Below are 23,580 nucleotides of genomic sequence, written 5' to 3'. Positions count from 1 at the left end.
TACGCAGGATTCATAGTTCTTTTCGGACTCGCATTTAACCGATCATCGCCTCGGTTCGCAAGCTCGTCTTGCGAAGTCTCGCAACGTTCAGGACATGACCCGTTGTATTGAAATAGCCTATTCCTTTGGATTTGCCTTACGTCGTTAGAAAGCTCTCTGATGAACAAAGTCGCCTGTCTCGTCTTCGCATTTCTCTCCCTCACGCAATTCGCTTCTGCTGGAAACGACTGGGAGAACGAAGTCGTCTTCGAGAAGAACAAGCTACCCGCGCGGGTTCCCTCCTATTCCTTCGAAACCGCGAGCGATGCTTTGGAAGGAAACCGTGAGAAGTCGCGTATGCTCAGCTTGAACGGCACCTGGAAATTCAAGTATGTCGGGAAGACGGACGAACGATCTTTGGACTTCATGGAGGAAGACTTTGCAGGAAACGATTGGGTGGACATCCCGGTTCCCTCGAATTGGGAATTGCACGGACACGGCCAGCCCATTTACACGAACATCACCTATCCTTTCACGCCTGACATTCTCAACCCGGACTTAAAGTTCGATTGGAAGGGCCCCCAGCCGCCACAACCGCCGAAGATTCATCGCGACAATCCTGTCGGCAGTTACTATCGCGATTTCGAAGTTCCCGAAGGCTGGGAGAATCAGTCGCTCATACTACACTTCGGTGGCGTCTCCTCAGCATTCTATGTTTGGATCAATGGACAAGAAGTCGGCTACAGCCAAGGGAGTCGTCTCGCTGCCGAGTTCGACATTACCGAATTCGTAAGGCCGGGTAAGAACCGGTTGGCTGTGCAAGTTTTTCGTTGGAGTGATGGCAGCTATCTCGAAGACCAAGATATGTGGCGACTCAGCGGCATTCACCGCGAAGTCATGCTGCTTGCCCAACCAAAAATCTCGCTTAACGACTGGTATGTCCGCACCAAGTTTGACGAGAAGCATAAAAATGCCACGCTGGAAATCCGCCCGCGCGTGTGGGTCCAAGGAAACACTGATCAGCTCGCGGGTTGGAAGTTGCAAGCGCAGCTCTACGACGCTAGCGGAGAGGCGATTCTTAGCAACCCTCTCGAAATGCCGATCGAAAAGATCTATCGCGAACGGTGGGCACCGCGTGATGTCGAAAAGTTCGCGCTCATGGAAGCAGAGATCAAAAATCCTGCGAAGTGGTCAGCAGAGACGCCTCATCTTTATCGCTTGGTTTTCACGGTCACGGCTCCAGACGGAAATGTTGCCGAGGCGAGGAGCCAACAGATCGGATTCCGAGACGTTCGCTTTAGCGAGCAGAATGAACTGTTGATCAATGGCAAGGTGGTGAAGCTCATGGGCGTGAATCGCCACGACCACCACCCGGTACGGGGCAAGTACCTGACTCGTGAGGACATGCGGAAGGACGTGGAGTTGCTTAAACAGTTTAACTTCAACGCGGTTCGAACTTCCCATTATCCGAACGATCCGCACTTCTACGAGCTTTGCAATCAGTACGGTTTGTACGTCATGGGAGAGGCCAACATCGAATGTCATCACTTAGGAAGCTACATTCCGCAGCAAGCGACCTGGTCACTACCGATCTTGAGCCGGATCTACCGTATGGTCGAGCGGGACAAGAACCATCCGTGCATCATCTCCTGGTCGATGGGCAATGAATCGGGAACTGGACCGGCATTTGCCGCTGCGGCGGGTTGGATTCGCGATTTCGATCCCTCACGTTTCATCCACTATGAAGGCGCACAGGGTGATCCGACTGAGCCAGACTATCATGAAGGCGCGGGCTACCTGACGCAACGATGGCCTACAATGGCTAACCCAGACGATCCGGCTTTCGTGGACGTGATCAGTCGGATGTATCCGCTGATTGATCAGATCGTCAACCTCTCAGAGAATACTCGCATCGATCGCCCGATCGTGATGTGCGAATACATGCACGCCATGGGAAACTCTGTCGGCACGCTCGGTAACTTCTGGGACGAGATCCGAAAACGGCCGAACCTGATCGGCGGATTTATTTGGGACATGATCGATCAAGGTATCGAGCAGACGACCGAGCAAGGTGAACAGTACTACGCCTACGGGGGAGATTTTGGCGACGTGCCCAATAGTGGCAATTTTTGCTTCAACGGCGTGTTTGCCTCCGATCGGACACCCAATCCACATGCGTTCGAGTGCAAATACGTGTTCCAACCGGTGCAAATAGAAGCTGAGGATCTTGAACAGGGGCTCGTCCGAATCACGAACCGACACAGCTTTACCAACTTGAGTGAATACGAAATTCGTTGGTCGCTCTCTCGAAATGGAGAGGAGTTGCAGGTGGGAGTGCTCCCGAAGCAAGACCTTGGCGCGGGTGAGACGGCGACGATTCGTGTTCCCTACAAGTCAGTGAAGTTCGACGAAGCCGCTGAGTACTGGCTTCGCCTAAGCCTGCACGAAACGACCGACCGCCTGTGGTGCAAGGCGGGTTACGAGATTGCCAAGGAGCAGTTGCTTCTCAAATCTCGCAAGGAACCGCAAAAATACGTCCCCAAATTGCAAGGAGAAGTCAGAGTTGAAGAGACGGATGCCGAGATTGTCGTTAACGGAAAAGACTTCTCCGCCAAGGTTTCCAAGTCCTCTGGTGAGCTTAGTTCCTACAAGAACAATGGGGTTGAGTACCTGGAGGCCCCGCTACGGGTCAATTTTCGGCGGCCACTTACGGACAACGACCGACGATTCCGCAGGCGCGAAGCCGAGCAGAAACTTTGGCTGCAAATGCACAAACTACTGAAGACTGAATCCGTCACATCGCGATCCACAGAGTTGGGTTCTATCGAAATCGTCGTCAAACAGAACCATGAAGACAAAGTTCAACTGGAGACGAAATACACATTCCACGCCGATGCCACCGTCAGTGTTGCGTTGGAGCTAAACGCAGACGAATCTCTGCCTGAACTGATTCGCTTTGGCGTGAGCATGGGCGTGCCGTCACAACTCTCAAGAACCTCCTACTACGGCAATGGCCCTTGGGAGTCGTACAGTGATCGTAGACGAAGCGTTGAAGTCGATGAGTTCTCAGAACGAACCGACGATATGTTCCACAACTATGCGATGCCCCAAGAGAACGGCAATCGAACTGATGTCCGCTGGTTGCAACTCGTTGACGAAAAGCACGGCACCGGGCTGAAGATTACAGGAATGCCGCTCTTTGGTTTCTCGGTCTGGCCGTACTCCATTGAAAATGTTGACCAGGCCAAGCATCCCCATGAACTTACGCCGCAAGGGTTCTATACGCTGAATCTCGATCTGGCTCAAACCGGCTTAGGTGGCATGCGAGCGGCACCCTTGGCCCATCAGACGGTGCCAGCGGGGACACATCGCCTTGCGTTTACTTTGAGTGCTACCAACCAGGGTCCAAAAACTGCGGCCATTGATCTGATAAGTAATGAGGGCCCTGTAGGTATTGCGAAAGTCGGGAATAACACAACGCTGTGCGGAGACGTCACGCTCAAACCGGACTCCAACGACTTAATCGCCGTACCGGGAAGCGGCGTTATCGCGGCTCTCTCGAAAAAATGGAACTCCAGAGCCAGCAATTTGGTTAGCAAGCAAGAATTTGGCGATTGCGAGGTTGAACTAGAGTTTCTCATTGGTAAGGGTTCCAACTCGGGAGTCAAGTTACAACGCCGCTATGAAATCCAGCTCTATGACAGCCACGACAAAATACAGCCGACCGCTCGCGAGTGCGGGGGCATTTACCCGCATTGGGTTTTTCGGACCGATGGAAAAGGTCTGAAGTACATCGACAAAGGCGTCCCTCCCAAGGGCAATGCTGCCAAGCCGGCTGGAGAATGGCAAACGCTGAAGATCGCGTTCCAAGCGCCCCGATTCGATCAGCAGGGAAAGAAACTAGAGAACGCACGCTTCCGCAAAGTTATTCTCAACGGCCAAGTCATCCATCAAGACGTCGAGGTCGATTCGCCTACGGGGAACGCATCAACCCCTCTGCCGGAAGTCGCAAAAGCGCCGTTGATGCTGCAGATGGATCACGGGGCGGTCGCATTTCGCAACGTACGTGTCACGATGAAAGACGATTCCTCGATCAAGGAATAACTGGCTCACTCGCCGGCTTGTTGAAGCTCTGCAGCTACTTCCTCGGCCCGCTTCATCACTCTCAGCAAGTTCTCGCCGAGTACTTTGTGAATCTGCTCCTCGTTATATCCTCGATCCAACAAGGCTTGGGTGATCAGTGGAAACGTGCTGACATCTTCAAGCTGAACTGGCACGACGGGAACGCCGTCGTAGTCGGAGCCGAGCCCCACATGATCAATCCCTGCGACGTTAATCATGTGGACGATATGATCCACCAGATCGTGAATCGTCCCCGGAGTGATTGGCCGGGCGGATTCCCAGGCTCGCATTTTAGCGTCGATTTCTTTGGCGTCGCTCATCTCCTTCTTGAGCTCTTCGCGATAGGCGGTCCGAGCAAAGTCCCGCTGGGCAGACTGGGGAACAACGAAGGACGAAAAATAGTTCACCATGACCACGCCATCATTCTCCGTGACGAGTTTCAGCACGTCGTCGGGAACATTCCGCGGATGGTCAGCAACGGCTCGTGCGGAGGAGTGTGAGAAAATAACCGGCGCTTTGGTGACGCGAAGCGCGTGCTTCATAGTCGCTGGCGAAACGTGCGAAAGGTCGACAAGCATTCCCAGGCGATTCATCTCCGCAACAACCTGTTCGCCAAATTCCGTGAGGCCATTGTGCTCTGGATCATCGGTTGCGGAGTCGGCCCAGGGAACATTGTCAGAATGCGTGAGTGTCATATAGCGGGCACCCAAGTCGTAGAGCTGCCTCAACACATTCAGTGAACTCTCAATCGAATGCCCTCCCTCAACGCCAATCAAGGAAGCGATCTTCCCCTCACGATGAATCCGGCGAATGTCTTCTACCGTGTAGGCAAACTCAAAAGTCTCCGGGTAGCGCTCCACCATGGCCTCGACCATGTTTATTTGCTCGAGCGTCATCAACAGGGCCTTTCCTTCGCCCGCGGTGCTGGCCGGCACGTAGACGGACCAGAACTGAGCCCCCATACCGCCCTCTCGAAGACGGGGGATGTCCGTGTGAACTTTGCCTTTTTGCAACTTCGCCAAATCGAGGCGATCAAACGTGACCGAACCCTGCTTCCTCAGCTCCCAGGGAAGATCGTTATGCCCGTCGATGAGAATCGCAGACTCATGAATCCGCTTCGCTTCGTCGGTGAGTACGACTGGGGCTCTCAATCGTTTGCTGCTGTCTGTTTCTTGAGCCAGCAATGGCGAAGTAGCGGCTAGAACAAGCAGCCAAGCAACGGTAAGTGCCAATAAGATTCGGCGTGCGGTCATAGATATCACGACTCAGTTTCGCTGGAGAAAATTACTTCAGGAAGTTCAGCTTCTGTGGCATTCTAAACGAGTGCTTCCACTAAGGCGCGTTGCGAGACGGGAACGTCGCTGAACGTGCATATCTGTACTTTCGCTTCGGGAAATGGGTCGAACGCTTCGCGGGTGCCAAGAGAAACGAGGACGCAGTTAGGATTCATCAGCAGCGCTTTGGTGAGCGTGGCGTGTTCCTCACTCAACCCAAAACGATGCCAGGCCGCCGGTTTGACGATCATGGCGACCAAAACCTGTTCGGCTGATTCTGCCTGCTTGAGGATCTTCGCCGTGAGGGCTTCGTCGCTCTCCGGGCCAAGCTCAAAGTAATTGACCGCGTCGAACCGGCTACGGAGTGCTGAGGCGAGCGGCTGCTCCTGATCATCAAGACTCGTCGTGAACGGCTTCAGCAACACTGCAAGTAGGCTCTTCTCTTTGGAAAGGGGTAACATGCCTTCAGTGTTGTTGACCACCGTGACGGCACCACGGGCGGCTCTTTCCGCCAGTTGAATTGCGGCCTCTTCACCCTCTTCGGGATTGCTACTTCGAGGAGTGTTCCCTTCGAAGACCATCCGCTTGAGATTCCAGACACGGTCGAAAGCCTCCTCAACACGGTCGGCTTGGAGCTGGCCTGCCGAAACCGCCTTCTCCAGAGAAGCAAGCGTCGCGACAGGATCGGCAACGTCGAGCAGTAGATCAACGCCGGCGTTGATTGCGGCAATCGCTAGATCGCCTTCGTTGTCGGTCTGCTGTTTCACACCTTCCATCAGAAGACTATCGCTGACGATAACGCCCTTGTAGTTTAGTTCGTTGCGAAGAATCTCCGTTAGGATATTCGACGAGAGCGTCGCCGGATTGCCTGACGAGTCAAGCTGCGAGTATTGCACGTGGGCGGTCATGATCAGAGCGACTTGCTGCTCAATCGCTGCTCGAAAGGGAACAAGCTCGCAGGCTTCCAACTCTTCTCGGGACTTTTCAACCAACGGCAAGTCACTATGGGAATCGTCCTTGGTGTCACCATGGCCAGGAAAGTGCTTCGCGGTTGTTAACAATCCGGCTGCTTGAGCACTTTCGATAGAGGCGGCTACAAGTTCTGCGGCGCGATCAGGGGTATTTCCGAACGCTCGCGTGGCAATGATTGGGTTCTTGGGCTCGGAGTTCACATCGGCAACAGGCGCAAAGGCGATATGGATCCCATTGGCACGTGCCATCTGAGCGGTTACCTGAGCAAACTCACGCGCCAAGGGAACGGCCTCAGGACCGGACGCATCGAAGGCCATTGCGTGAGGGAAAACGGCATGCCCCAAGACTTGCTGTCCGACGCCACGCTCAATATCAGCTCCCACCAACAAGGGAAACTCGCTCTTCGATTGGAGCTGAGCCAGCGTGGCTGAAGTTTCTTTCCGCCGACCGTTGAAGAGGATCAACCCTCCAAGCGGAAGCTCACTGAGAAGCTCTTCGACTCTCGCAACATCCTCGTCGGCAGTAACGACTGGCGGTAGATTGGAACCGATGCGCACGAACATCAACTGAGCGAGCTTCTCGCGAATCGTCGTTGGCTGATTGTCTAACATCGTATCTTTCCCTCGCGCACGGCTAGCAAATCCACGCCAGTTTTCGCTCCCAGCGAACGAAAGTGCGATCAAGTACCGCACCAAGTTGACTTTCGTAGAGGCTCGTCTCGCTTACCCAGGGAATAATCGCCTGAGAGAGACCTTGTGATTGCAAATCACGCAGGCAACGTGCCAAAAGAACCTGCCCGATCCCCTGTCCGCGGAAATCAGGGTGAGTGCCCATCGGGCCAAACCAGCCGGTCCCTTGATTGTTGCCGTCGTAGGCCGAGAAGCCAACAACCGACTCCTTCGAAAGAGCAAGATGCATCGCAGGCGGATTGCAAGTCATGGCCAGGGCGACCTCTGCTTTCCAACTAGGCCAGAACGCATCGAGAAACTCATTGACTTGCGGCATTACTTTGCACGTGGCACGACAAATCTCGATGCCGGTACTCGCCAACTCGTTTACGCGGTCCGTGGTCGAGAAATCTCGCTCCCTCAGATTGAGCAACAGGTTCTTCGCTTCGCCGATTCGTTCGTAACCCAGGGCTTCAAAAAACCCGATCGCGGTTTCGTACCTTACGTCAACACCGGGCGTCAAGTAATTTGGGGCTGACTCGGCAATCCGTACTTCTTTTACGCCTTGTTCCATTAGCTTCTGGTGCAGCTGTTCAACGAGCTGACGACCGATTCCTTGGCGTTGATACTGGGGTGCAACGGCAACGAATTTAAAGTAGCCGCGACTGCCGGTGGCAAGTTGCCTCACCACAGCATGAGCGAATGCAACGGGTTCATCGGCTTCGGGTTCGTCGGCTTCAAAGGCAACAAGTGCTAACTCTTCGTCAAAGTCGGCATCCCCCCAAATCTTTTCAGCGAAAATCTGCGCGGTCACGCTGTCGTGAGTTGCGACGCCATTCCATAATTCCAAGAGAGCGGAAGCATTCTCCTTTCGCAGTCGAGCAATTTGCATCACTCGCCTCCCGGCGCAGCTTCACGACGACCAAAATTGGGATCGATCTTCACAAGCTTGCAAACAGCAAAGCTGGGGATTGTGCAAAGCATCACCCATAGAAAGAAATGCTGGTAACCCAGCTTCGTTTGCAACCAACCGCTGACCATGCCGGGGAGCATCATCCCGAGGGCCATGAATCCGGTGCCGATCGCGTAATGCGCGGTCTCGTGTTCGCCCTTGGCAATGTAGAGCGTAAACAGCATGTAAGCCGTGAACCCGAAACCATAGCCGAATTGCTCAATCGCAACAGCTAAGTTAACGAGTAGCAGGTTCTCTGGTTGGGTGTAGGCTAGGACGACGTAAACGACATTCGGTAAGTTGATGGCGAGAGCCATCGTCCACAACCAATGCTTAAGCCCCTGATTCGCAGCAACCACTCCGCCGAGGATACCCCCAAGTGTGAGCAACGTGACGCCGACCGTTCCGTAGACGATTCCCACTTTATCGGTCTCCAGCCCTAACCCGCCCAATGAGCGTTTGTCCAAAAGAAACGGAGAAGCCATCTTCGCCAACTGGGCTTCTGCCAAGCGATAAAGCAAGAGAAAGGCAAGAATAGAAACAATCTCTTTCTTACGAAAAAAAGAACCGAAGGTATCCAGCGTTCCCGCGTAAAGTTGGCTGAGCGTGGTGGAACTTCGCAGCTCGTCTCCCTTGGGCTTGGGTAGGGTCAGCCAATGCCAGAACGCAATCAGAATGAATAACGCCGCAGCCACGCCAAGCGTGATTGACCAAGCGGCCGCAACGCCCTCGTGATGCTGTGCGAACCAAAAATAAAGAGACGAGAGGCTTTGCCCGCCTCCAAGAGCTGAAATATGAAATGTCAACAATTCCGTTGACGGCTCAGTAAACAACTTTTCCAACCGGCCGGCCAAGATAACCAGCAGCCCTTGGCCCGTGATCATCGCGAGTCGATAAAACGTGCTGCGGATTCCTACGAACCACGTCTGTTGATGCTCCGACAAGCCCAACATGTAGAATCCGTCCGCCGCGATATCATGAGTTGCGGAACTGAAAGCCAACAGCCACAGAAACAGCATTGAGTAGCGGACAAAATTATCACCCGGCAAACTCAAGGCAACGCCACCTAAGCCGGCACCGATCAGAAGCTGCATGGCGACAATCCACCAACGCTTCGTTTTCATCAGATCGACCAGCGGACTCCAAATAGGCTTGATCACCCACGGCAAGTAGAGCCAACTTGTGTACAGCCCAATGAGCGTGTTGGAAACGCCCATATTCTTGAACATGACGACCGAGACGGTCACGACGATGACATTGGGAATCCCTTCAGCAAAGTACAGACTGGGAATCCACAGCCACGGATTCCGCTCGCTCTTCGTAGCTTCTTCAGCAGGCGGAACGGAAACTTCGGACAAGAGAATGCGTTTCGTTAGTGGGACTGGCCGGAAGAATAAACGGTCGAAGAGTACTCGCTTTGTCGGCCAAGGCGGTCGACCGCGGAAACGCCGACGCTTTCCAACGCGTGCAACTCACCCTCGAAGCGAGACGTTTCCGGCATTTCTAGACGATTATTATGCCCAGGGACCACACGTATCTTCCAGTGGGGACCATACTTCGCACTCACCGTCCACAGCCAGGGCTGCTTGCCATCCTCAGTGGCAAACTCCACCACCGCCAAATCTTGCAGAAGCTTGGCCTCAACCTTAGGTATTGCAGGCACCTTGCCGCGTGCGTCGAGCCAAGGAGTCGCTGGCACTAACGCAGGCTCTTGATACGCTCCCGACTTCAAATCATCAGCGATGCCATCCGAGTTCCGAGCTAATGCTTTCATACTGAAGTGGACGTTCCCTGTGGCACCTTCTTGCGCTCGGGTTGCCCAGATTTGTGCAACGATCTCTTCAGACGGCCACGCTTTGGCACCTTCGCCCAGCAGGCGAGAAGTATATTGCCCCGGCCACAGATGGCGGTTCTGCTTGTTCTCCTCTTGCCACCAGCGGAGCAATGCCGAGTAGCTTTGGCCTTTGCTGCCGAGTTTCCAATAAAGCTGAGGCGTTAAGTAATCGACAGTCCCCTCGTGGAACCACTTTTGCGAATCAGCGTAGAGCTTGTCATAAGCGTCAAACCCGGTCACGCCGCTAGGGTATCCTGGACGCCAAATCCCAAACGGGCTGACGCCGAACTTCACCCAAGGTTTCGCTTTCTTTACTTCTTCGGCAACGCGGGCAATGAACTGATTAACATTCTGCCGTCGCCAGTCGTTTCTGGAAAGTGAAGCGCTAGTCGCTTGCGACTTCTCCCAACTCGCTTCGTCAGGAAAGTCGAGTGGCTTCCCATCGTCGTCATTGATCGGATACGGATAAAAGTAGTCATCAAAGTGGACGCCATCAATGTCGTAACGACGGACCACGTCGAGAATCACGGCCAACGAATGATCCACGGCTGACGGTTCACCAGGATCGAGCCAGAGGTACTTACCGTACTCACGTACAGCCTCCGGCTTCAGTTTGCTGATGTGATCCTCTGACAATTCGCTCTTGCCCGAGGGATGCGACGCTCGATAGGGATTGAACCAAGCGTGCAGCTCCAATCCCCTACGATGGCATTCCTCGACCGCCAGTTCCAGCGGGTCATAGAACGGCGCGGGCGGCTTGCCCATCGTGCCGGTGAGATACTCCGACCAAGGTTCCAACTCCGAGGCATAAAGCGCATCGCAATGCGGACGTACTTGAAAAACAATCGCGTTGAGATTCAGCTCAACGGCACAATCCAGCAGCGCGATCAGCTCTCGCTTCTGCTCTTCGGTACTCAACCCAGGTTTCGAGGGCCAATCGATGTTGGCAACGGTCGCGATCCAGGCGGCGCGAAACTCACGTCGCGGCGATGGAGTGAGGTTCTTCGCTTCATCCGCGAAACTTGCAGGTGAGCCACTCAAGAACAAACCGAAAGCAAGCAATAGAAAGACAGCATATCTGTGACGAGAAACAAGCAAGAATTGGTCCTTACGATTTGGCTCAGCCGATAGATTGTATCAACTAATTCCAGGGCTCCGGGGTAAGCTCCGCTCCATCACGTGAAGCAAGGGCAAGTAAAATCTCCCCAGCGATATCATTATTAACGAAATGGACGCTCCCATCGACCGTGCTGAAGTTGGCACCGCCCGGGTGAAAACTTCCAAACGGCAAATTATTGTATCCGGTGATTTTCAGTTCGGGCGGTGCGGGGCCCGGACGGTCATCGTCTTCGTGACCGCGGTAGTAGCCGTCCGTTGGGAGCGAAGCATTCAAGGGAGCCTTCATGTCGACGTTCTTTAACGCACTGAGGCAAGAATCAGGCACCGGCATAGTCGCTAGACTACCCGTTGCCTCAGGTCGCCAGAACGCGCCGGCCGTCCAAGCACGCAACTGATACCAACGCTCCCCAAATAACAACGTGTTGGTGGTGCCGTCTTGAATCTGCCGCAGCTTCACGCGACTACCTGGGAAGAAAACGCCGTCGAAGTTGACGACACCGCAAAGGTTGTCGTCCTCTCCCACAAAATGTTCCGCATCACCACGGCTGGCTGCCGAGCCGGTGACACCCGCGTAGCTGGAGGCCGAAAGGTCCTCGCCGTTGCGATTGTCAATCACTTCGCTATCGCTAGGGCAACGATAGATCTCGACCTCAATTTCATTGACTTGCTCAAGGTCATAGATATTCGGCGGCTGTCGCGCGGGGTCGTTCTTGCGGAAGGTTTCGACCTGCCGTTTGATTGACTCCTCCAGAGCATTCTGTTCGACATACGAGAGAAGCTCGACGTGCAGGCTGAGCCCGTTGCGCGTGCGGACACGATTGATCGCTGAGCCGGGCGGCAATCTTCCCTGAGAAGACTCGTAGGACAGGCACGCCAGCGAGACATTCTTTAGATTGCTTTGGCAATTCATCCTGCGGGCAGACTCGCGAGCAGCCTGAACGGCGCTGAGCAACAGTCCAACTAACACGCCGATAATAGCGAACACTACGAGTAACTCGACTAAGGTGAAAGCCTTCCTCCTGTGCGGAGACTTTATCTTTTGAGACACAACAAACATTCCTCGTTGGAGTTGCAAGCGTGGACCAAGCTGCCTTGCAGTCGATTCTAAGGCAAACCCATAAGTGGACACCTCCGACTTGCGCAAACCCCTCACGCTTTTGCGAAGCGGCTAATGAACACAGCACAAGTCGTGCTTATTCTTTCGGAAATCGGACAGAACCATAACGTTGTTTAGTTCTTCGCCAGTGCCTAACATGGAGGTAATGCGTCTCTTCATTTGATACGGAACAGGGAAACGATGAGAGCTTTTCTTTTTCACGCAGCATGCGCCACCATTCTGCTTTCTGTGACAACAACGGCACGAGCTGACTTTGGAGAAACGAGAACGATCTTCGTTGACCGTTTCGACTTTCCATTCACAGGTAACATCACGTCGATGACCAACGAGATCAACAGCATCATGCAGGATGCTGCTGATGAAGGGTTCACCGATGTTGTCTGGCAAGTACGAGCACGCGGCGACGCTCTGTACAACAGCAACGTCGAACCGCGGGCTGCATTCATGACCAACGGGTTCGACCCCTTGCAGACGGCCCTCGATGCGGCACACTCACGTGGCTTGAAAGTCCATGCTTGGTTCAATTCCACCAACATGTGGAACACGAATTCAATCAATCCACCAAGCGGCCACATGTACAACAACACGAATCCCAGCTTCCGCCTGCGTGATTTGAACGGCAACCTTGAACCGCAAGCCGGCTGGGGCACGTTGCCTTATTCCAGCGTGAATCCAATCCTGCCGGAGGTTCACACGCACATCAACAACGTGGTCAACGATGTGGCGACCAACTACAACGTCGACGGCATCCATCTCGACTACATTCGCTATATCCCGGGCACTTCGAACTTTGATCGCTTGCCGCACGATTCGCTCTCGCATCAGCTGTTCAACGCGGCAACGGGCTTGGACGGCTCGAACCCAGCGAATGCGGCGGCTTATGAGAACTACATCGCGGGGCGGATTACCGACCTCGTGGCAACAATCAGCCAAACGGTGAATGCCGCGGAAACGAGCACCGGTCGGACGATGGAATACTCGGCCTCGGTATGGCGTGATCCGGATGTGGGCGTGAACGACTACATGCAGGACTACCGGACATGGCTGGAGAACGATTACTTCGACATCATGATGCCTATGATCTACTTGAGTGCGTCCAATGACGGTGATTTGTTCAATGACAACCTGCTTAATACCATGAGCATTCCGACGAACACGGACGTAAGGCCAACACTCGCCTCCTATCTTCATGTCGCGGGCGGCGGAGGCGGGGCCGCCTTGACGCGGAGCCAAATCGAACGCGCCTTCTTAATGGGAGCCGACGGAATCAACTTCTACGACCAGCCGGCTTACTTCAACGGCTATAGCTCCAGCGAGCGGGCATCCATTAAGGCACTTATCGATTCGTTCAGCGACCCCAATGCCAGTGGGCAAGGCAACTCCTTGGAAGATTTCGAGGTGAACGAGGGCAACTTCAGTTCGTCTCCGACATTTTCCGGATCGAATATTGGCATCGGTGCGAACTCGACCGCGACGATGGTGACCACCGAAGCCCAGAGCGGCAGTGGATCACAAGAATTGTTTATCGACGGCGATCCTGGGGGATGGTTCTTCCGACATCTGGCTGGCGGCGGTAGCCCCGGCAACAACGATGCCTTCACCTCAGAGGGTTTCATCGGCTTTTGGCTGAAGACCGACGATCCGGGGATTACCGTACAAATTGCTCTCGACGATCCGGGCACCGCGGACCGGGGATTTCTTCAACCAGTCCAGGCCGATGGCGAGTGGCACCTCTACCAGTGGAATCTCGAAGACGATCGGCAATGGGAAGGTTGGGTAACCGGAAACGGAAGTATCACGGGCTCAACGGTGACCATCGATTCGATTCAGTTTTTTGGAGCAGGTGATGCAACGATCTACCTCGATACGATTTCGCACAATCCGGATGGATACTTGGCCGGCTTGGTAGCGACCGACCCTGCGGACTTCGACGGGGATGGCGACGTTGATGGCCAGGACCTTACGCAGTGGCTCGGCGACTATGGAGCGAACGGCGACTCGGATGCGAACGACGATGGCAACTCCGACGGTGCAGACTTTCTGACCTGGCAACAGAACTTTGCGCCCAGCGGCTCTGGTGCGTTGGCCTCCTCAGCAGTTCCAGAGCCTAGTACCACTGTGCTTCTAATTTTGGCAATCACGGGAACTGCCGGTTCTGCACGCAAGCGGCGTTAGCGGCTACCGATACAGCAAGTACGGCTGCCGCCTCTTCTTAAACAGGTTTGATTGCTGCTGGCACTTCGCTTTGCACTCCGCAAGGCTTTTGGACTGGAGAATAGTCGCCAACACATCATCGCTGCGCAAAAGGTGATTCATTCGCGTGGTATCCCAATCGTCTGGGTAGAACTGCTGGAGCGCCGCGGCTAGGTGCAAGCCGACCGGGAAGGCTCGAAAGCCTTGTCGATTCGTGACGATGATATTCACGCCTCCGCATTCTTCGCCCTTATGCTTGCTCGCTGTGGGGGTGAATCGGATTGGAACAAAGCGGACGCCCGCCAACTCCATGCTGTTGAGGTGTTTGGCCAACTCACGCTCCTTAATCCATGGTGCCCCCACGACTTCGAACGGGGTATCGGTACCGCGGCCTACCGATACATTGGTTGGCTCCAGCAAACAGACTCCCGGGTAAAGCACCGCTTGGTTCAAGCTACGCATATTCGGTGAGGGGTTTACCCAAGTGAGACCGGTTTGATCCCAATAGTCACCGCGACTCCAACCCGTTATTTCAACAACGCGGAGAGCGAGGTTCAGGTTTCGTTCCTTGCGGAACATCTTCGCCAGTTCGCCAATCGTCATGCCATGACGGACCGGCATCGAGTGGTAGGCGATGAAAGACTCTTTTCCTTCGTCCAGCAGCGGCCCCTCGATGATGAGACCATTCAAGGGATTCGGACGATCCAGCACGACGAAGCGAATGCCTTGCTCCGCCGCTGCTTCCATCGCCAACCCCATCGTCGAGATGTACGTATAGAACCGCGCACCTATGTCTTGGATATCGAAGACCAGCGTGTCGATACCTTGGAGTTGCCCCTCGCTCGGTTTGCGCGACTCGCCATAGAGACTGTAAACCGGCAAGCCCGTTGCCTCGTCGGTGGTGTGGTCGATGTTTGCCTGATCGAGTTTTCCTTGCAGGCCATGTTCCGGGCTGAAGATGGCGACCAACTCGGTCCGCTCCGCAGTGTGAATCAAATCAACCGTCCGTTTTCCCTCGCGGTTGAGTCCTGTGTGGTTCGTGATTAGTCCGACTCGTGCACCGGCTAGGGACTTGAACTTCTCACGCTCGAGCACATCAATTCCATTGAAAACGACTCGTCCGCTGGAAGCTTTGGAGCGTGTCGCGGCAGGTTTCTTCGTTTCAACGATCGATGCGGCTGCGATCGTACCTATCCGCCCCGCAAGTGGATTAACGCTCCCCTTACCGTCGGGATGAACGCGATTGGAGAGAACGATGTAGAACAGATCAAGCTCGGGATCAATCCAAATGGCCGTGCCGGTGAAGCCGCCATGACCAAAAGCGTGCTTAGTGAGCAGTTCGCCCCGATTGCTGGAGTACTTGCTCCGCATGTCCCAGCCGAGCCCCCGTCGTTGCCCGGCGATGTTGCGTGGGGAGGTCATTTCGTTGAGCGTTATCCGGCCGAGAATTCGCCGCCCATCAAGGGTGCCTCCGGCCAGCAACGCGCGAGCGTAAATTGACAAATCGTGAGCTGTCGAGAATAGTCCCGCGTGCCCGGCGACTCCCTCAAGCAAATAAGCGCGCGGGTCGTGGACCTCACCTTTCATCCAGCGCCCCTCGCGTTGCTCCGTTGTGGCAGCTCGCTGTCGAAGTTCATCCGCGGGCACGTAACCGGTCTCGGTCATGCCGAGGGGTTGATAGATATTCTCCAGAGCAAACTCAGCAATCGTTTGCCCGCTGACTTTCTCGACGATCTTGGCCAAGACAAGAAAACCCACGTCCGTGTAAACGAAACGCTTCCCTAAAGCGTCGGTCGGCTCAAGCTCCCAGATGTTCGTCCAGGCCTGGTCAATTCCGTCTTGATAGTCCGCCAATTTGTTATCAGGGATGAGTCCTCCCTGATGAGTCAGCAGTTGTTCGACCGTGATTAACTTTTTGCCGTTCTGGCCGAATTCAGGCAGGTACGTGGAAACCGGTTCACGTAGACTGACTTGCCCACGCTCGACAAGAATCATGATGCTGGTTGCTGTGGCGATTGGTTTTGTCAGCGACGCTAGATCGAACACGGTGTCGAGCATCATCTTCTCTTTAGAAGGTTCCACCTGACGATTTCCGAACGCCTTGGCATAGGCGATGCCCTTCTGGCGACCAACCACGACGACCGCACCGGGGATTTTCCCTTTGAGAATCTCGCTGCGAACCTGCGTCTCAATTCGCGAAAGGTGCCCGGGATCGAACCCAAGACGCTCGGGCGTGGTTTTTTCGAGACGAGAGGAAGGCAGTAACTGCTCTGCCGAAGTGGCACTCTGCAGGCACGCAAGAAGAAAGATTGCTAATAGCAGTTTGTAAGAATTCATAGCATCCTCTAGTTACCTTGCAACGAGTCCGAGGGAGACTTGTCGATTAGAAAGCTAAACATCAGCCCGTAAAGCAATGTTGAAACTGCGCCGATCGCAGAGAACCACGCCCAGTGGACGCTAGCAATATAGGTCACGCAAACCAAGACATAGATTCCACAAGCGAAGCCAAGCAGAGCGGGGACCTGTGTCACGCGCTGGGTAAGTACAGCTAGAAAGTACATCCCTAACATAGGACCTAGCGCAAACCCTGCTACTGAAAGTACTTTACCTACCGTATTCTGTGTTGCTCCGTACTCTTCACTTAGCAGGGCGATAATGATTTGTAATACACCAAAGACCGCCGTGGAGAGTTGTCCAAGCTTAAACTGCTGTACAGCATTCAACTCGTTCTTTCTCAAAGGAAGATAAATATCGTTAATGAACGCCGTGGCCGAAGAGTTCAGTGAACTGGAGAGTGTCGACATCGTTGCAGCTAGTACGGCCGCAATGGTCAAACCAACCAGCCCAACCGGCAAGTTATTAACGATAAAGTATGCAAACACACGGTCGTTCCCTTTGTCGCCGAACTGCTCACTAACGGGAAACTCTTGGTAGAAACAAGCGAGCGCTGCTCCGATGAATAGGAACAATGCAAACTGTGCCATAACAAGCACGCCGCTCATGATGATCGCCAGACCCGCGGAGCGTTCTGACTTGGCAGACAAATAGCGCTGGACCATCATTTGGTCAGTGCCGTGCGTGGCAGCCGTTAAGAAGAGCCCACCAACCAGTCCGGCCCAAAACGTCATCGTTTTCTTCGTGAGATCGAAATCGAAATCAAACACTCGTAAGCGATTGCTATCCTGGCCAAACTTCCAAAGCTGCTCCCAGCCGCCTGGAAGTTGATTGCGGATCACAAGCAGCGCAATGAAGGCACCCAGCATATAGATAACGAACTGGACACAATCGTTCCAGACGACGGACTTCATCCCTCCAAAGAAAGTGTAGGCGATAGTAATGATGCCAAGGCCCACGACGCAGGTCGTAAAATCCAGACCGATCGCCTCTCGCATGGCAAGTGCCGAGAGATAGAGCCGGAGCGCGTCGCTGACGTTTCGCGTGATCAAGAAGAGGAGCGAAGTCGCACGGCGGGTCGCGGTGCCAAAGCGGGTTTCGAGCACCTCGTAAGAGGTGAACAGTTCACCACGAAAAAAGAGCGGCAAGAGGAGATAGGCGACCAGGATTCGGCCAACAACGTAGCCGAAGGTGATTTGCAGGAAGGTCATATCGCCACCCGCGGCGAAAACGAACCCTGGGACGCTAAGAAACGTCACTGTGCTGGTCTCGGTAGCAACGATCGAAAGCAACAACGCCCACCAGGGGAGCGACCTACCGCCCAAGAAGTAGTCAACCGTACTCTTCTGACCGCGCCCTACCCAGAGCCCCAGGCCGAGGGCGCCCAAGAGGTAAAGAACAACGATGACCGAGTCGACGGTTTGAATGGCGAAAAGTATCCGGATAAGGTCAGAGTCGGGACGGCTGAGCTAAGTCCAGGGTTGCTACTATACCAACGCGTCCAAGTCGCCCTTCCAACGAACGAAGCCTTCAATCGCTTCATACTCGGCTAGTCCCAACGCGTCGTAAACATGTGCCGTTTTGTGGTTTCGATCTTCAGCCCGTTGCCAGAACTCTCGCGGGTCAGGGCCAGGGAAAAGGGCGCGGTCTTTCTGCGATTCGTGCTTGAAGATCGCGTTGCGTTTACGGAGCATCTCGTCCGGGCTTAGTGGAACCGACATTTCGATCTGGTGCGGACTCCACTCTTGCCAAGCGCCACGGTAAAGCCAGACATCGCACACCTCGTACCACGATTCCTGCTGCACGCGATCGCACGCCTGTAAGATTGCCTTCAGGCAAGTTCGGTGCGTGCCGTGAGGATCGGACAAGTCGCCTGCTGCGTAAACTTGGTGCGGCTTCAGTTCTTGCAACAAGTTCACAATGATTTGAATATCTTCCTCGCCAAGCGGTTTCTTGCGAACGCGACCCGTCTCGTAAAACGGCATGTCAAGAAAGTGAAGTCGCTCGGCAGGGACCCCGCAAACTCGTGCCCCTGCACGCGCCTCACCTCTACGGATCAGGCCTTTCACTTCTTGAACAGCATCACTGTCGACTTGCCCAGGCGACTTGTTTGCCAACGCCTCTTGAATCCCGTTGAGTATTTCGCTGACCTTTTCGTCGGGGATTTCGAAAGCATCTTTGAAGTCAGAAATCAGGTCGGCTTGGCGACGGACATCGTCGTCGAAGACGGCAATGTTGCCTGAAGTCTGATAGGCAACATGCACCTCGTGCCCCTGGTCAGCCAGCCGGCCAAGCGTGCCTCCCATTGAGATCACGTCGTCGTCGGGATGCGGCGAGAAGACCAGCACTCGCTTCGGAAAGATATCGTCATGTTCGCGCGGACGATCACCGGGCAGACGCGCATGAGCCGGTTTGCCACCCGGCCAACCCGTAATTGTCGACTGCAGATGACGGAACACCTTTAGATTGATATCGTAGGCCGTGCCATACTTTGCCAACAGTTCTTGCAGGTCCTCTTCGTTGTAATCTTCGACCGTCAGCTTGAGGATCGGCTTTTGCAAATGTTGTGAGAGCCAAATGACGGCCTTGCGTATCAGGGCCTCGTCCCAATCGCAAGGACCCAGCACCCATGGACAACGGTAGCGGGTGAGCTGCTCAGCGGCCGCGTCGTCGAGAACGATTTTGGCATTGGCATGTTCCTGCAGAAAGCTGGCCGCGATGGACTTAGAAACCTCACCCTCGATCGCTTGGGCAACAACCGGCGCTTTCCCTTCACCAAAAGCGAGCAGATAAATCTGCCGTGCTTCGAGAATCGTCCCCACGCCCATCGTGATGGCCCGTTTCGGAACATGCTCTTCCCCGAAGAAGTCGCTGGCTGCGTCACGACGAGTCACCTTATCGAGCGTAATGAGACGCGTGCGGCTTTCACGCCCCGAACCCGGCTCGTTGAAGCCGATATGCCCCGTGCGTCCGATGCCTAATAGTTGAATGTCGATGCCGCCTGCGTCAATGATCGCTTGTTCGTAGTCGCGACAGTAGTCGGCCACTTCCGATTCATCGAGTGTTCCATCAGGAACGTGTGCGTTCTCTTTCTGAATATCAACCCGATCAAAGAGATGCTCGTTCATAAAGCGAACGTAACTCTGCAGCTCTTCAGGCTGCATTGGGAAATACTCATCTAGATTGAACGTGATGACGTTCCGAAAGCTAAGGCCTTCCTCCTGATGAAGCCGAACCAATTCGTCATAGACAGAAACCGGGGTACTGCCAGTTGCAAGACCCAGTACGCACATCTCCCCTTGTTCCGTCCTACTCCTAATAAGGTCGGCAATTTGAGCAGCTACGTAAGTGCTGGCGTTTTTAGCGTTTTGAAAGACGTGGCAAGAAATCTTCTCCAGCTCGGCACCTTCGTTAAAGAGAAGTCGATCTGTGGAGTATTCCGCTGTGCTCATTGCTTACTGAATCCTAGCTTCGATGAATGACGTTAATGGGGTACTCATCAGGACCTACTGTAGAGATCGAAGAACCCAAAAATGATTTAACGATTGCTGCTGAACGGGAATTGAAGGGGCTGTCGCACGCCTCGTGGATGACTCTAGCTTGTCCTAGGCACATCTGTTTGGTCGAGAAAGATAGCTTGAACGCCGATGACTAATGATAACCGCTCTACGCTCTAGGCTAGTGGCGCGGTGAGGAATCTTGGAGAAAGCTCAGCGCAGTTGTTTCTCTCTTTCGCGCAGTAAATCTGTCTCGATACCAAGGCTCATACTAGAATGGGGGCATGTTGGAAAACCTCACCACTGAGTCAAGGAACCCGGCTTCGGAACGGTTGGACGGATTAAGTCCTGCCGCGATCGTTGAATTGATCAATTCCGAAGATGCCAAGATCGCGGCTGCCGTAGGCGAACAAGCGCCGGCGATTGCCAAAGGAATCGAGGTGATCGCCAATCGATTGCAACATGGGGGACGATTGGTTTACATCGGGGCCGGAACCTCTGGCAGACTTGGTATCCTCGACGCGGCGGAATGTCCTCCCACCTTCAATGCAGACCCTTCACAGGTGGTTGGAATCATCGCGGGCGGCCCAGGTGCCATGCTAAAAGCGGTCGAAGGAGCTGAAGATTCTCCCGACCTCGCAGCCGAAGACTTGCGGAAAATTGATCTCTGCAGCCAGGACGTTGTTGTTGGAATCGCATCCAGCGGGCGAACTCCGTACGTGATCGGCGGCTTGGATTACGCACGAAGCCAAGGAGCTTATACGATTGGTTTTAGCTGCAACCAAGACGGAGCGCTCACCGCGCGTGCTGACCTTAGCATCACTCCAGTCGTCGGTCCTGAAGTTTTGAGCGGATCAACACGCATGAAAGCGGGAACCGCCACGAAGATGGTTCTCAACATGCTCTCAACGGGAGCAATGGTTTGCCTCGGTAAGACCTATGGCAATCTCATGGTTGATCTGCAGGCAACCAATACGAAGCTAACCGAGCGGATGAAACGCATCGTTTGTGATTTGACAGATCTAACTTCCGAGGAAGCGAAGGAGCTGTTGGATCGCTGCGATGGTGAACTGAAAACGGCCATCGTCAGTCATCGCCTCGATCAAGACCCCGAGACCGCGAGGAAACATCTGGCGGCTGCTCGGGGACATCTCCGTAATGCCTTGCAAAACGGGCACAAGTGACTGTGTCTCAGGAACCGACTCGCAGCGAGCTTGACGAGACTCAGTCGCTGATCGTCCTAGGCGTTGATGGCGGAGGCACCAAGACCGTCGCTTGGCTGGCGCTGATTAGGCCCGGAGAAGACATGTCCATCATAGGACGTGGTCGAGCCGGCACTTCTAATGTCATGGCCGTTGGCCTCTCCGAGGCAACCGCGAATCTGCAAGCGGCGATTCTCCAGGCGTGGAAAGATTCGCCCTTCTCTCCGCGAAGCGTCGATTTCGCAGTGTTTGCCCTCTCTGGAGCAGGACTAGAAAGCGTTCAGCAGCAGATCTCGCTCTGGGTAGAGCGGCAAGAAATCGCCCAAAAGCTTGAAATCATTCACGATGCACAAGCAGTCCTCTCCGCCGGCACGCCCGCAGGCTCTGGGGTTGCTCTCATCTCCGGGACCGGTTCGGTTGCGATTGGCAGAAGTACTGAGGACAGCACGATCATTACCGGGGGCTGGGGGTACTGGTTTGGGGACGAAGGGAGCGCGTTTTCGATAGGACAAGAGGCCCTACGCGCAGTAGCTCAAGCCCATGATGGTCGCGGGGGTGAAACGATTCTGACCGACGCAATTCTTAAACAAGTTGGCGCAAGCGATCCAAGAAAACTGCTCGAAGCGCTCTCATCGGAAAACCAAACCCGCTATGCCATTGCCAGCCTTGCGCGTGAAGTCAGCGTGGCAGCGGAAAGCAACGATGAGGTGGCCCTTGGGATTGTTGATCAAGCCGCAACGTCCCTTGCGAAGCTCGCCGAGACGACAGCGGAGAAACTATCCCTAGGCAGTAGCTTTCCTCTCGCACTAGCCGGCGGAGTGCTTTGCGGGAGTGAGCCGATCCGTAAATCGATGCTGAGGAAGCTTGACGATTCAGCGGTTGAACCGAACCCGCTGAAGATCGTGACTGATCCGGTCGTTGGTTGTTTGGAGCTAGCCCGTAAGAACCTTGAAAGCTCCGATTAAGCGTTCTTATCGGAAATTCGCTTCGACGCCACCAACAACAGGCTTGTCGCAACCGGTGACCTCGGGAATTGTCAAAGGCAAACCCTGCTGATGACGGACAGCCAACCACGCGAAGCACTCCGCTTCAAGCGTGTCTGGGTTGAGCCCCATCTCATCAACATTGCTGATGCTGCCGAACCGATCGGCCAACATCTTCATCAAAATTGGATGATGAGTTCCTCCTCCGGTCGCCCAAACCTTTTCCGGCATACACGGGAGTTCCTTGACTGCTCGATACACCGCCTCCGCCGTAACCGCACAAAGGGTAGCGGCTCCGTCGTTTACGCTGAGTCGCGAAACGTCAACATGGTCGAAGTCATATCGATCAGCTGCTTTCGGCAGTGGTCTTTGAAAAAACTCTGCTTCTAGTGACTTCTCAACGGTTTCTTGGTGAGGCGTTCCCGTAGAAGAAAGCTGACCATCGCGGTCGTGAGGCAGATCGGCCATCGCTTGTGCCCACTCATCGAGAAGCCCACATCCGGGACCAGTATCTCCGGCGATGATTTCGTCGTTGGCTCCCAACCAGGTGACGTTTGCAACCCCACCAAGATTCAACACGACCAATGGATGTGGCTCGTTGAGAAACAATGCGCGATGGAAGAGCGCTACCAAGGGTGCGCCATGCCCGTTGGCAGCCATGTCGCAACGGCGAAAATCGTTGATGACGGGCAGACCAAAATCCCGGGCTAGGAGCCAAGGGTTACCGATCTGCATTGTGATCCCTTCACTAGGCATATGGCGAATCGTGTGCCCGTGAAAGCCGATCACTTCTACTTTTTTTGCTTCCTTCTTGTGCTGATCGAGGAGCATGCGCACTGCTTCGCAGTGATGCAGACTGATGTCTTTCTCCAATCGCAGCAATTCCGAAGTCGGCACATCGTGCTGCGAGGCTTCGAGCAGTCGGCTTCGTAGATCTTCGTCGAACGAGTGTGTTAGCCCACCATAGAATGCAATCTTGCTATCACCATCCGTGCTAAGCAGCGCGGCATCGACGCCATCTCCTGAGGTCCCGCTCATGAGCCCGACGGCAACTTTCTGCTTCAATCGTGTGCTCATAGAAACTGCCAATGCTGGAGAACGGGAGAATGGGGCCAAAAGTGAATCGTTGCTTGATGACCTCGACTCAGGATAGCGACGACCTTGAAGAGTCTCAACCGGTGCATCCATGCCCTAAATAACAAGAAAAAACGCTATTATCATGCGCAAATAAGAGATAAGTTCGTTTAACGAATACGGATTATTCCTCTCGAATT

The 23,580-nt window shown here is 54.4% G+C and carries 14 protein-coding genes; 4 read left to right on the top strand and 10 right to left on the bottom strand.

Annotated features, from left to right (window positions below; genetic code table 11):
* Window positions 1–159 precede the first annotated feature (159 nt).
* Window positions 160–4,083 (top strand): glycoside hydrolase family 2 TIM barrel-domain containing protein, encoded by a 3,924-nt coding sequence (locus tag RIB44_18945; GenBank protein ID MEQ8618657.1) that lies wholly within the window; start codon window positions 160–162, stop codon window positions 4,081–4,083.
* Between the two features lie 5 nt (window positions 4,084–4,088).
* Here the strand turns inward: RIB44_18945 and RIB44_18940 are convergent, their stop codons facing one another.
* The 6 genes from RIB44_18940 to RIB44_18915 form a co-directional block, all read right to left on the bottom strand.
* Entirely contained in the window at window positions 4,089–5,354 is a 1,266-nt protein-coding gene (locus tag RIB44_18940; GenBank protein ID MEQ8618656.1) for a dipeptidase, read from the bottom strand.
* 62 nt (window positions 5,355–5,416) lie between these two features.
* Window positions 5,417–6,958, bottom strand: coding sequence for a glycoside hydrolase family 3 protein (locus RIB44_18935; GenBank protein ID MEQ8618655.1), 1,542 nt, complete (start codon window positions 6,956–6,958; stop codon window positions 5,417–5,419).
* A gap of 22 nt (window positions 6,959–6,980) precedes the next feature.
* Window positions 6,981–7,907, bottom strand: a complete 927-nt coding sequence (locus tag RIB44_18930; protein ID MEQ8618654.1) for a GNAT family N-acetyltransferase — start codon at window positions 7,905–7,907, stop codon at window positions 6,981–6,983.
* Window positions 7,907–9,325 (bottom strand): hypothetical protein, encoded by a 1,419-nt coding sequence (locus RIB44_18925; protein MEQ8618653.1) that lies wholly within the window; start codon window positions 9,323–9,325, stop codon window positions 7,907–7,909. Before RIB44_18925 ends, RIB44_18930 begins: the two co-directional genes overlap by 1 nt.
* Before the next feature lie 14 nt (window positions 9,326–9,339).
* A complete protein-coding gene (locus RIB44_18920) occupies window positions 9,340–10,899 on the bottom strand; it encodes a family 10 glycosylhydrolase (GenBank protein ID MEQ8618652.1) in 1,560 nt (519 codons plus the stop codon).
* A 43-nt stretch (window positions 10,900–10,942) separates the two neighbouring features.
* The gene (locus tag RIB44_18915; GenBank protein ID MEQ8618651.1) at window positions 10,943–11,977 is read right to left on the bottom strand and encodes a DUF1559 domain-containing protein; all 1,035 of its coding nucleotides are present in this window, start codon (window positions 11,975–11,977) and stop codon (window positions 10,943–10,945) included.
* 240 nt (window positions 11,978–12,217) lie between these two features.
* Between RIB44_18915 and RIB44_18910 the strand changes: the two genes are divergently transcribed.
* Window positions 12,218–14,212 carry a family 10 glycosylhydrolase gene (locus tag RIB44_18910; GenBank protein ID MEQ8618650.1) on the top strand — a complete coding sequence of 665 codons (1,995 nt, stop codon included), beginning with the start codon at window positions 12,218–12,220 and terminating at the stop codon, window positions 14,210–14,212.
* A 3-nt stretch (window positions 14,213–14,215) separates the two neighbouring features.
* Here the strand turns inward: RIB44_18910 and RIB44_18905 are convergent, their stop codons facing one another.
* From RIB44_18905 to nagB, 3 genes are all read right to left on the bottom strand, one after another.
* On the bottom strand, window positions 14,216–16,567 hold the full coding sequence (locus RIB44_18905; protein ID MEQ8618649.1) for a DUF1343 domain-containing protein: 2,352 nt from the start codon (window positions 16,565–16,567) through the stop codon (window positions 14,216–14,218).
* An 8-nt stretch (window positions 16,568–16,575) separates the two neighbouring features.
* Window positions 16,576–18,012, bottom strand: coding sequence for a sodium:solute symporter (locus RIB44_18900; GenBank protein MEQ8618648.1), 1,437 nt, complete (start codon window positions 18,010–18,012; stop codon window positions 16,576–16,578).
* 99 nt (window positions 18,013–18,111) lie between these two features.
* A complete protein-coding gene (gene nagB, locus RIB44_18895; GenBank protein ID MEQ8618647.1) occupies window positions 18,112–20,076 on the bottom strand; it encodes a glucosamine-6-phosphate deaminase in 1,965 nt (654 codons plus the stop codon).
* 329 nt (window positions 20,077–20,405) lie between these two features.
* Here nagB and murQ point away from each other — a divergent pair, with 329 nt between their 5' ends.
* Together murQ and RIB44_18885 are read left to right on the top strand one after the other, a co-directional pair.
* Entirely contained in the window at window positions 20,406–21,305 is a 900-nt protein-coding gene (murQ, locus tag RIB44_18890) for an N-acetylmuramic acid 6-phosphate etherase (GenBank protein MEQ8618646.1), read from the top strand.
* A 2-nt stretch (window positions 21,306–21,307) separates the two neighbouring features.
* The gene (locus RIB44_18885) at window positions 21,308–22,288 is read left to right on the top strand and encodes a BadF/BadG/BcrA/BcrD ATPase family protein (GenBank protein MEQ8618645.1); all 981 of its coding nucleotides are present in this window, start codon (window positions 21,308–21,310) and stop codon (window positions 22,286–22,288) included.
* Between the two features lie 6 nt (window positions 22,289–22,294).
* Here RIB44_18885 and RIB44_18880 read toward each other — a convergent pair whose 3' ends face one another.
* Window positions 22,295–23,383, bottom strand: a complete 1,089-nt coding sequence (locus tag RIB44_18880; protein MEQ8618644.1) for an anhydro-N-acetylmuramic acid kinase — start codon at window positions 23,381–23,383, stop codon at window positions 22,295–22,297.
* Window positions 23,384–23,580: the final 197 nt, after the last annotated feature.

This window comes from Lacipirellulaceae bacterium (genome assembly GCA_040218535.1).
In the GTDB taxonomy this organism is placed as follows: Bacteria; Planctomycetota; Planctomycetia; order Pirellulales; family Lacipirellulaceae; genus Adhaeretor.
The sequence above is the reverse complement of the archived record's forward strand: the minus strand, read 5'-3'. Positions and strand labels throughout refer to the sequence as shown.

What these genes read in the sequence shown, in the direction of transcription:
- RIB44_18945 (MEQ8618657.1), top strand. Translation starts at nt 160, where the DNA reads ATGAACAAAGTCGCCTGTCTCGTCTTCGCATTTCTCTCCCTCACGCAA.
- RIB44_18940 (MEQ8618656.1), bottom strand. Translation starts at nt 5,354, where the DNA reads ATGACCGCACGCCGAATCTTATTGGCACTTACCGTTGCTTGGCTGCTT.
- RIB44_18935 (MEQ8618655.1), bottom strand. Translation starts at nt 6,958, where the DNA reads ATGTTAGACAATCAGCCAACGACGATTCGCGAGAAGCTCGCTCAGTTG.
- RIB44_18930 (MEQ8618654.1), bottom strand. Translation starts at nt 7,907, where the DNA reads ATGCAAATTGCTCGACTGCGAAAGGAGAATGCTTCCGCTCTCTTGGAA.
- RIB44_18915 (MEQ8618651.1), bottom strand. Translation starts at nt 11,977, where the DNA reads ATGTTTGTTGTGTCTCAAAAGATAAAGTCTCCGCACAGGAGGAAGGCT.
- RIB44_18910 (MEQ8618650.1), top strand. Translation starts at nt 12,218, where the DNA reads ATGAGAGCTTTTCTTTTTCACGCAGCATGCGCCACCATTCTGCTTTCT.
- RIB44_18905 (MEQ8618649.1), bottom strand. Translation starts at nt 16,567, where the DNA reads ATGAATTCTTACAAACTGCTATTAGCAATCTTTCTTCTTGCGTGCCTG.
- nagB (MEQ8618647.1), bottom strand. Translation starts at nt 20,076, where the DNA reads ATGAGCACAGCGGAATACTCCACAGATCGACTTCTCTTTAACGAAGGT.
- murQ (MEQ8618646.1), top strand. Translation starts at nt 20,406, where the DNA reads ATGTTGGAAAACCTCACCACTGAGTCAAGGAACCCGGCTTCGGAACGG.
- RIB44_18880 (MEQ8618644.1), bottom strand. Translation starts at nt 23,383, where the DNA reads ATGAGCACACGATTGAAGCAGAAAGTTGCCGTCGGGCTCATGAGCGGG.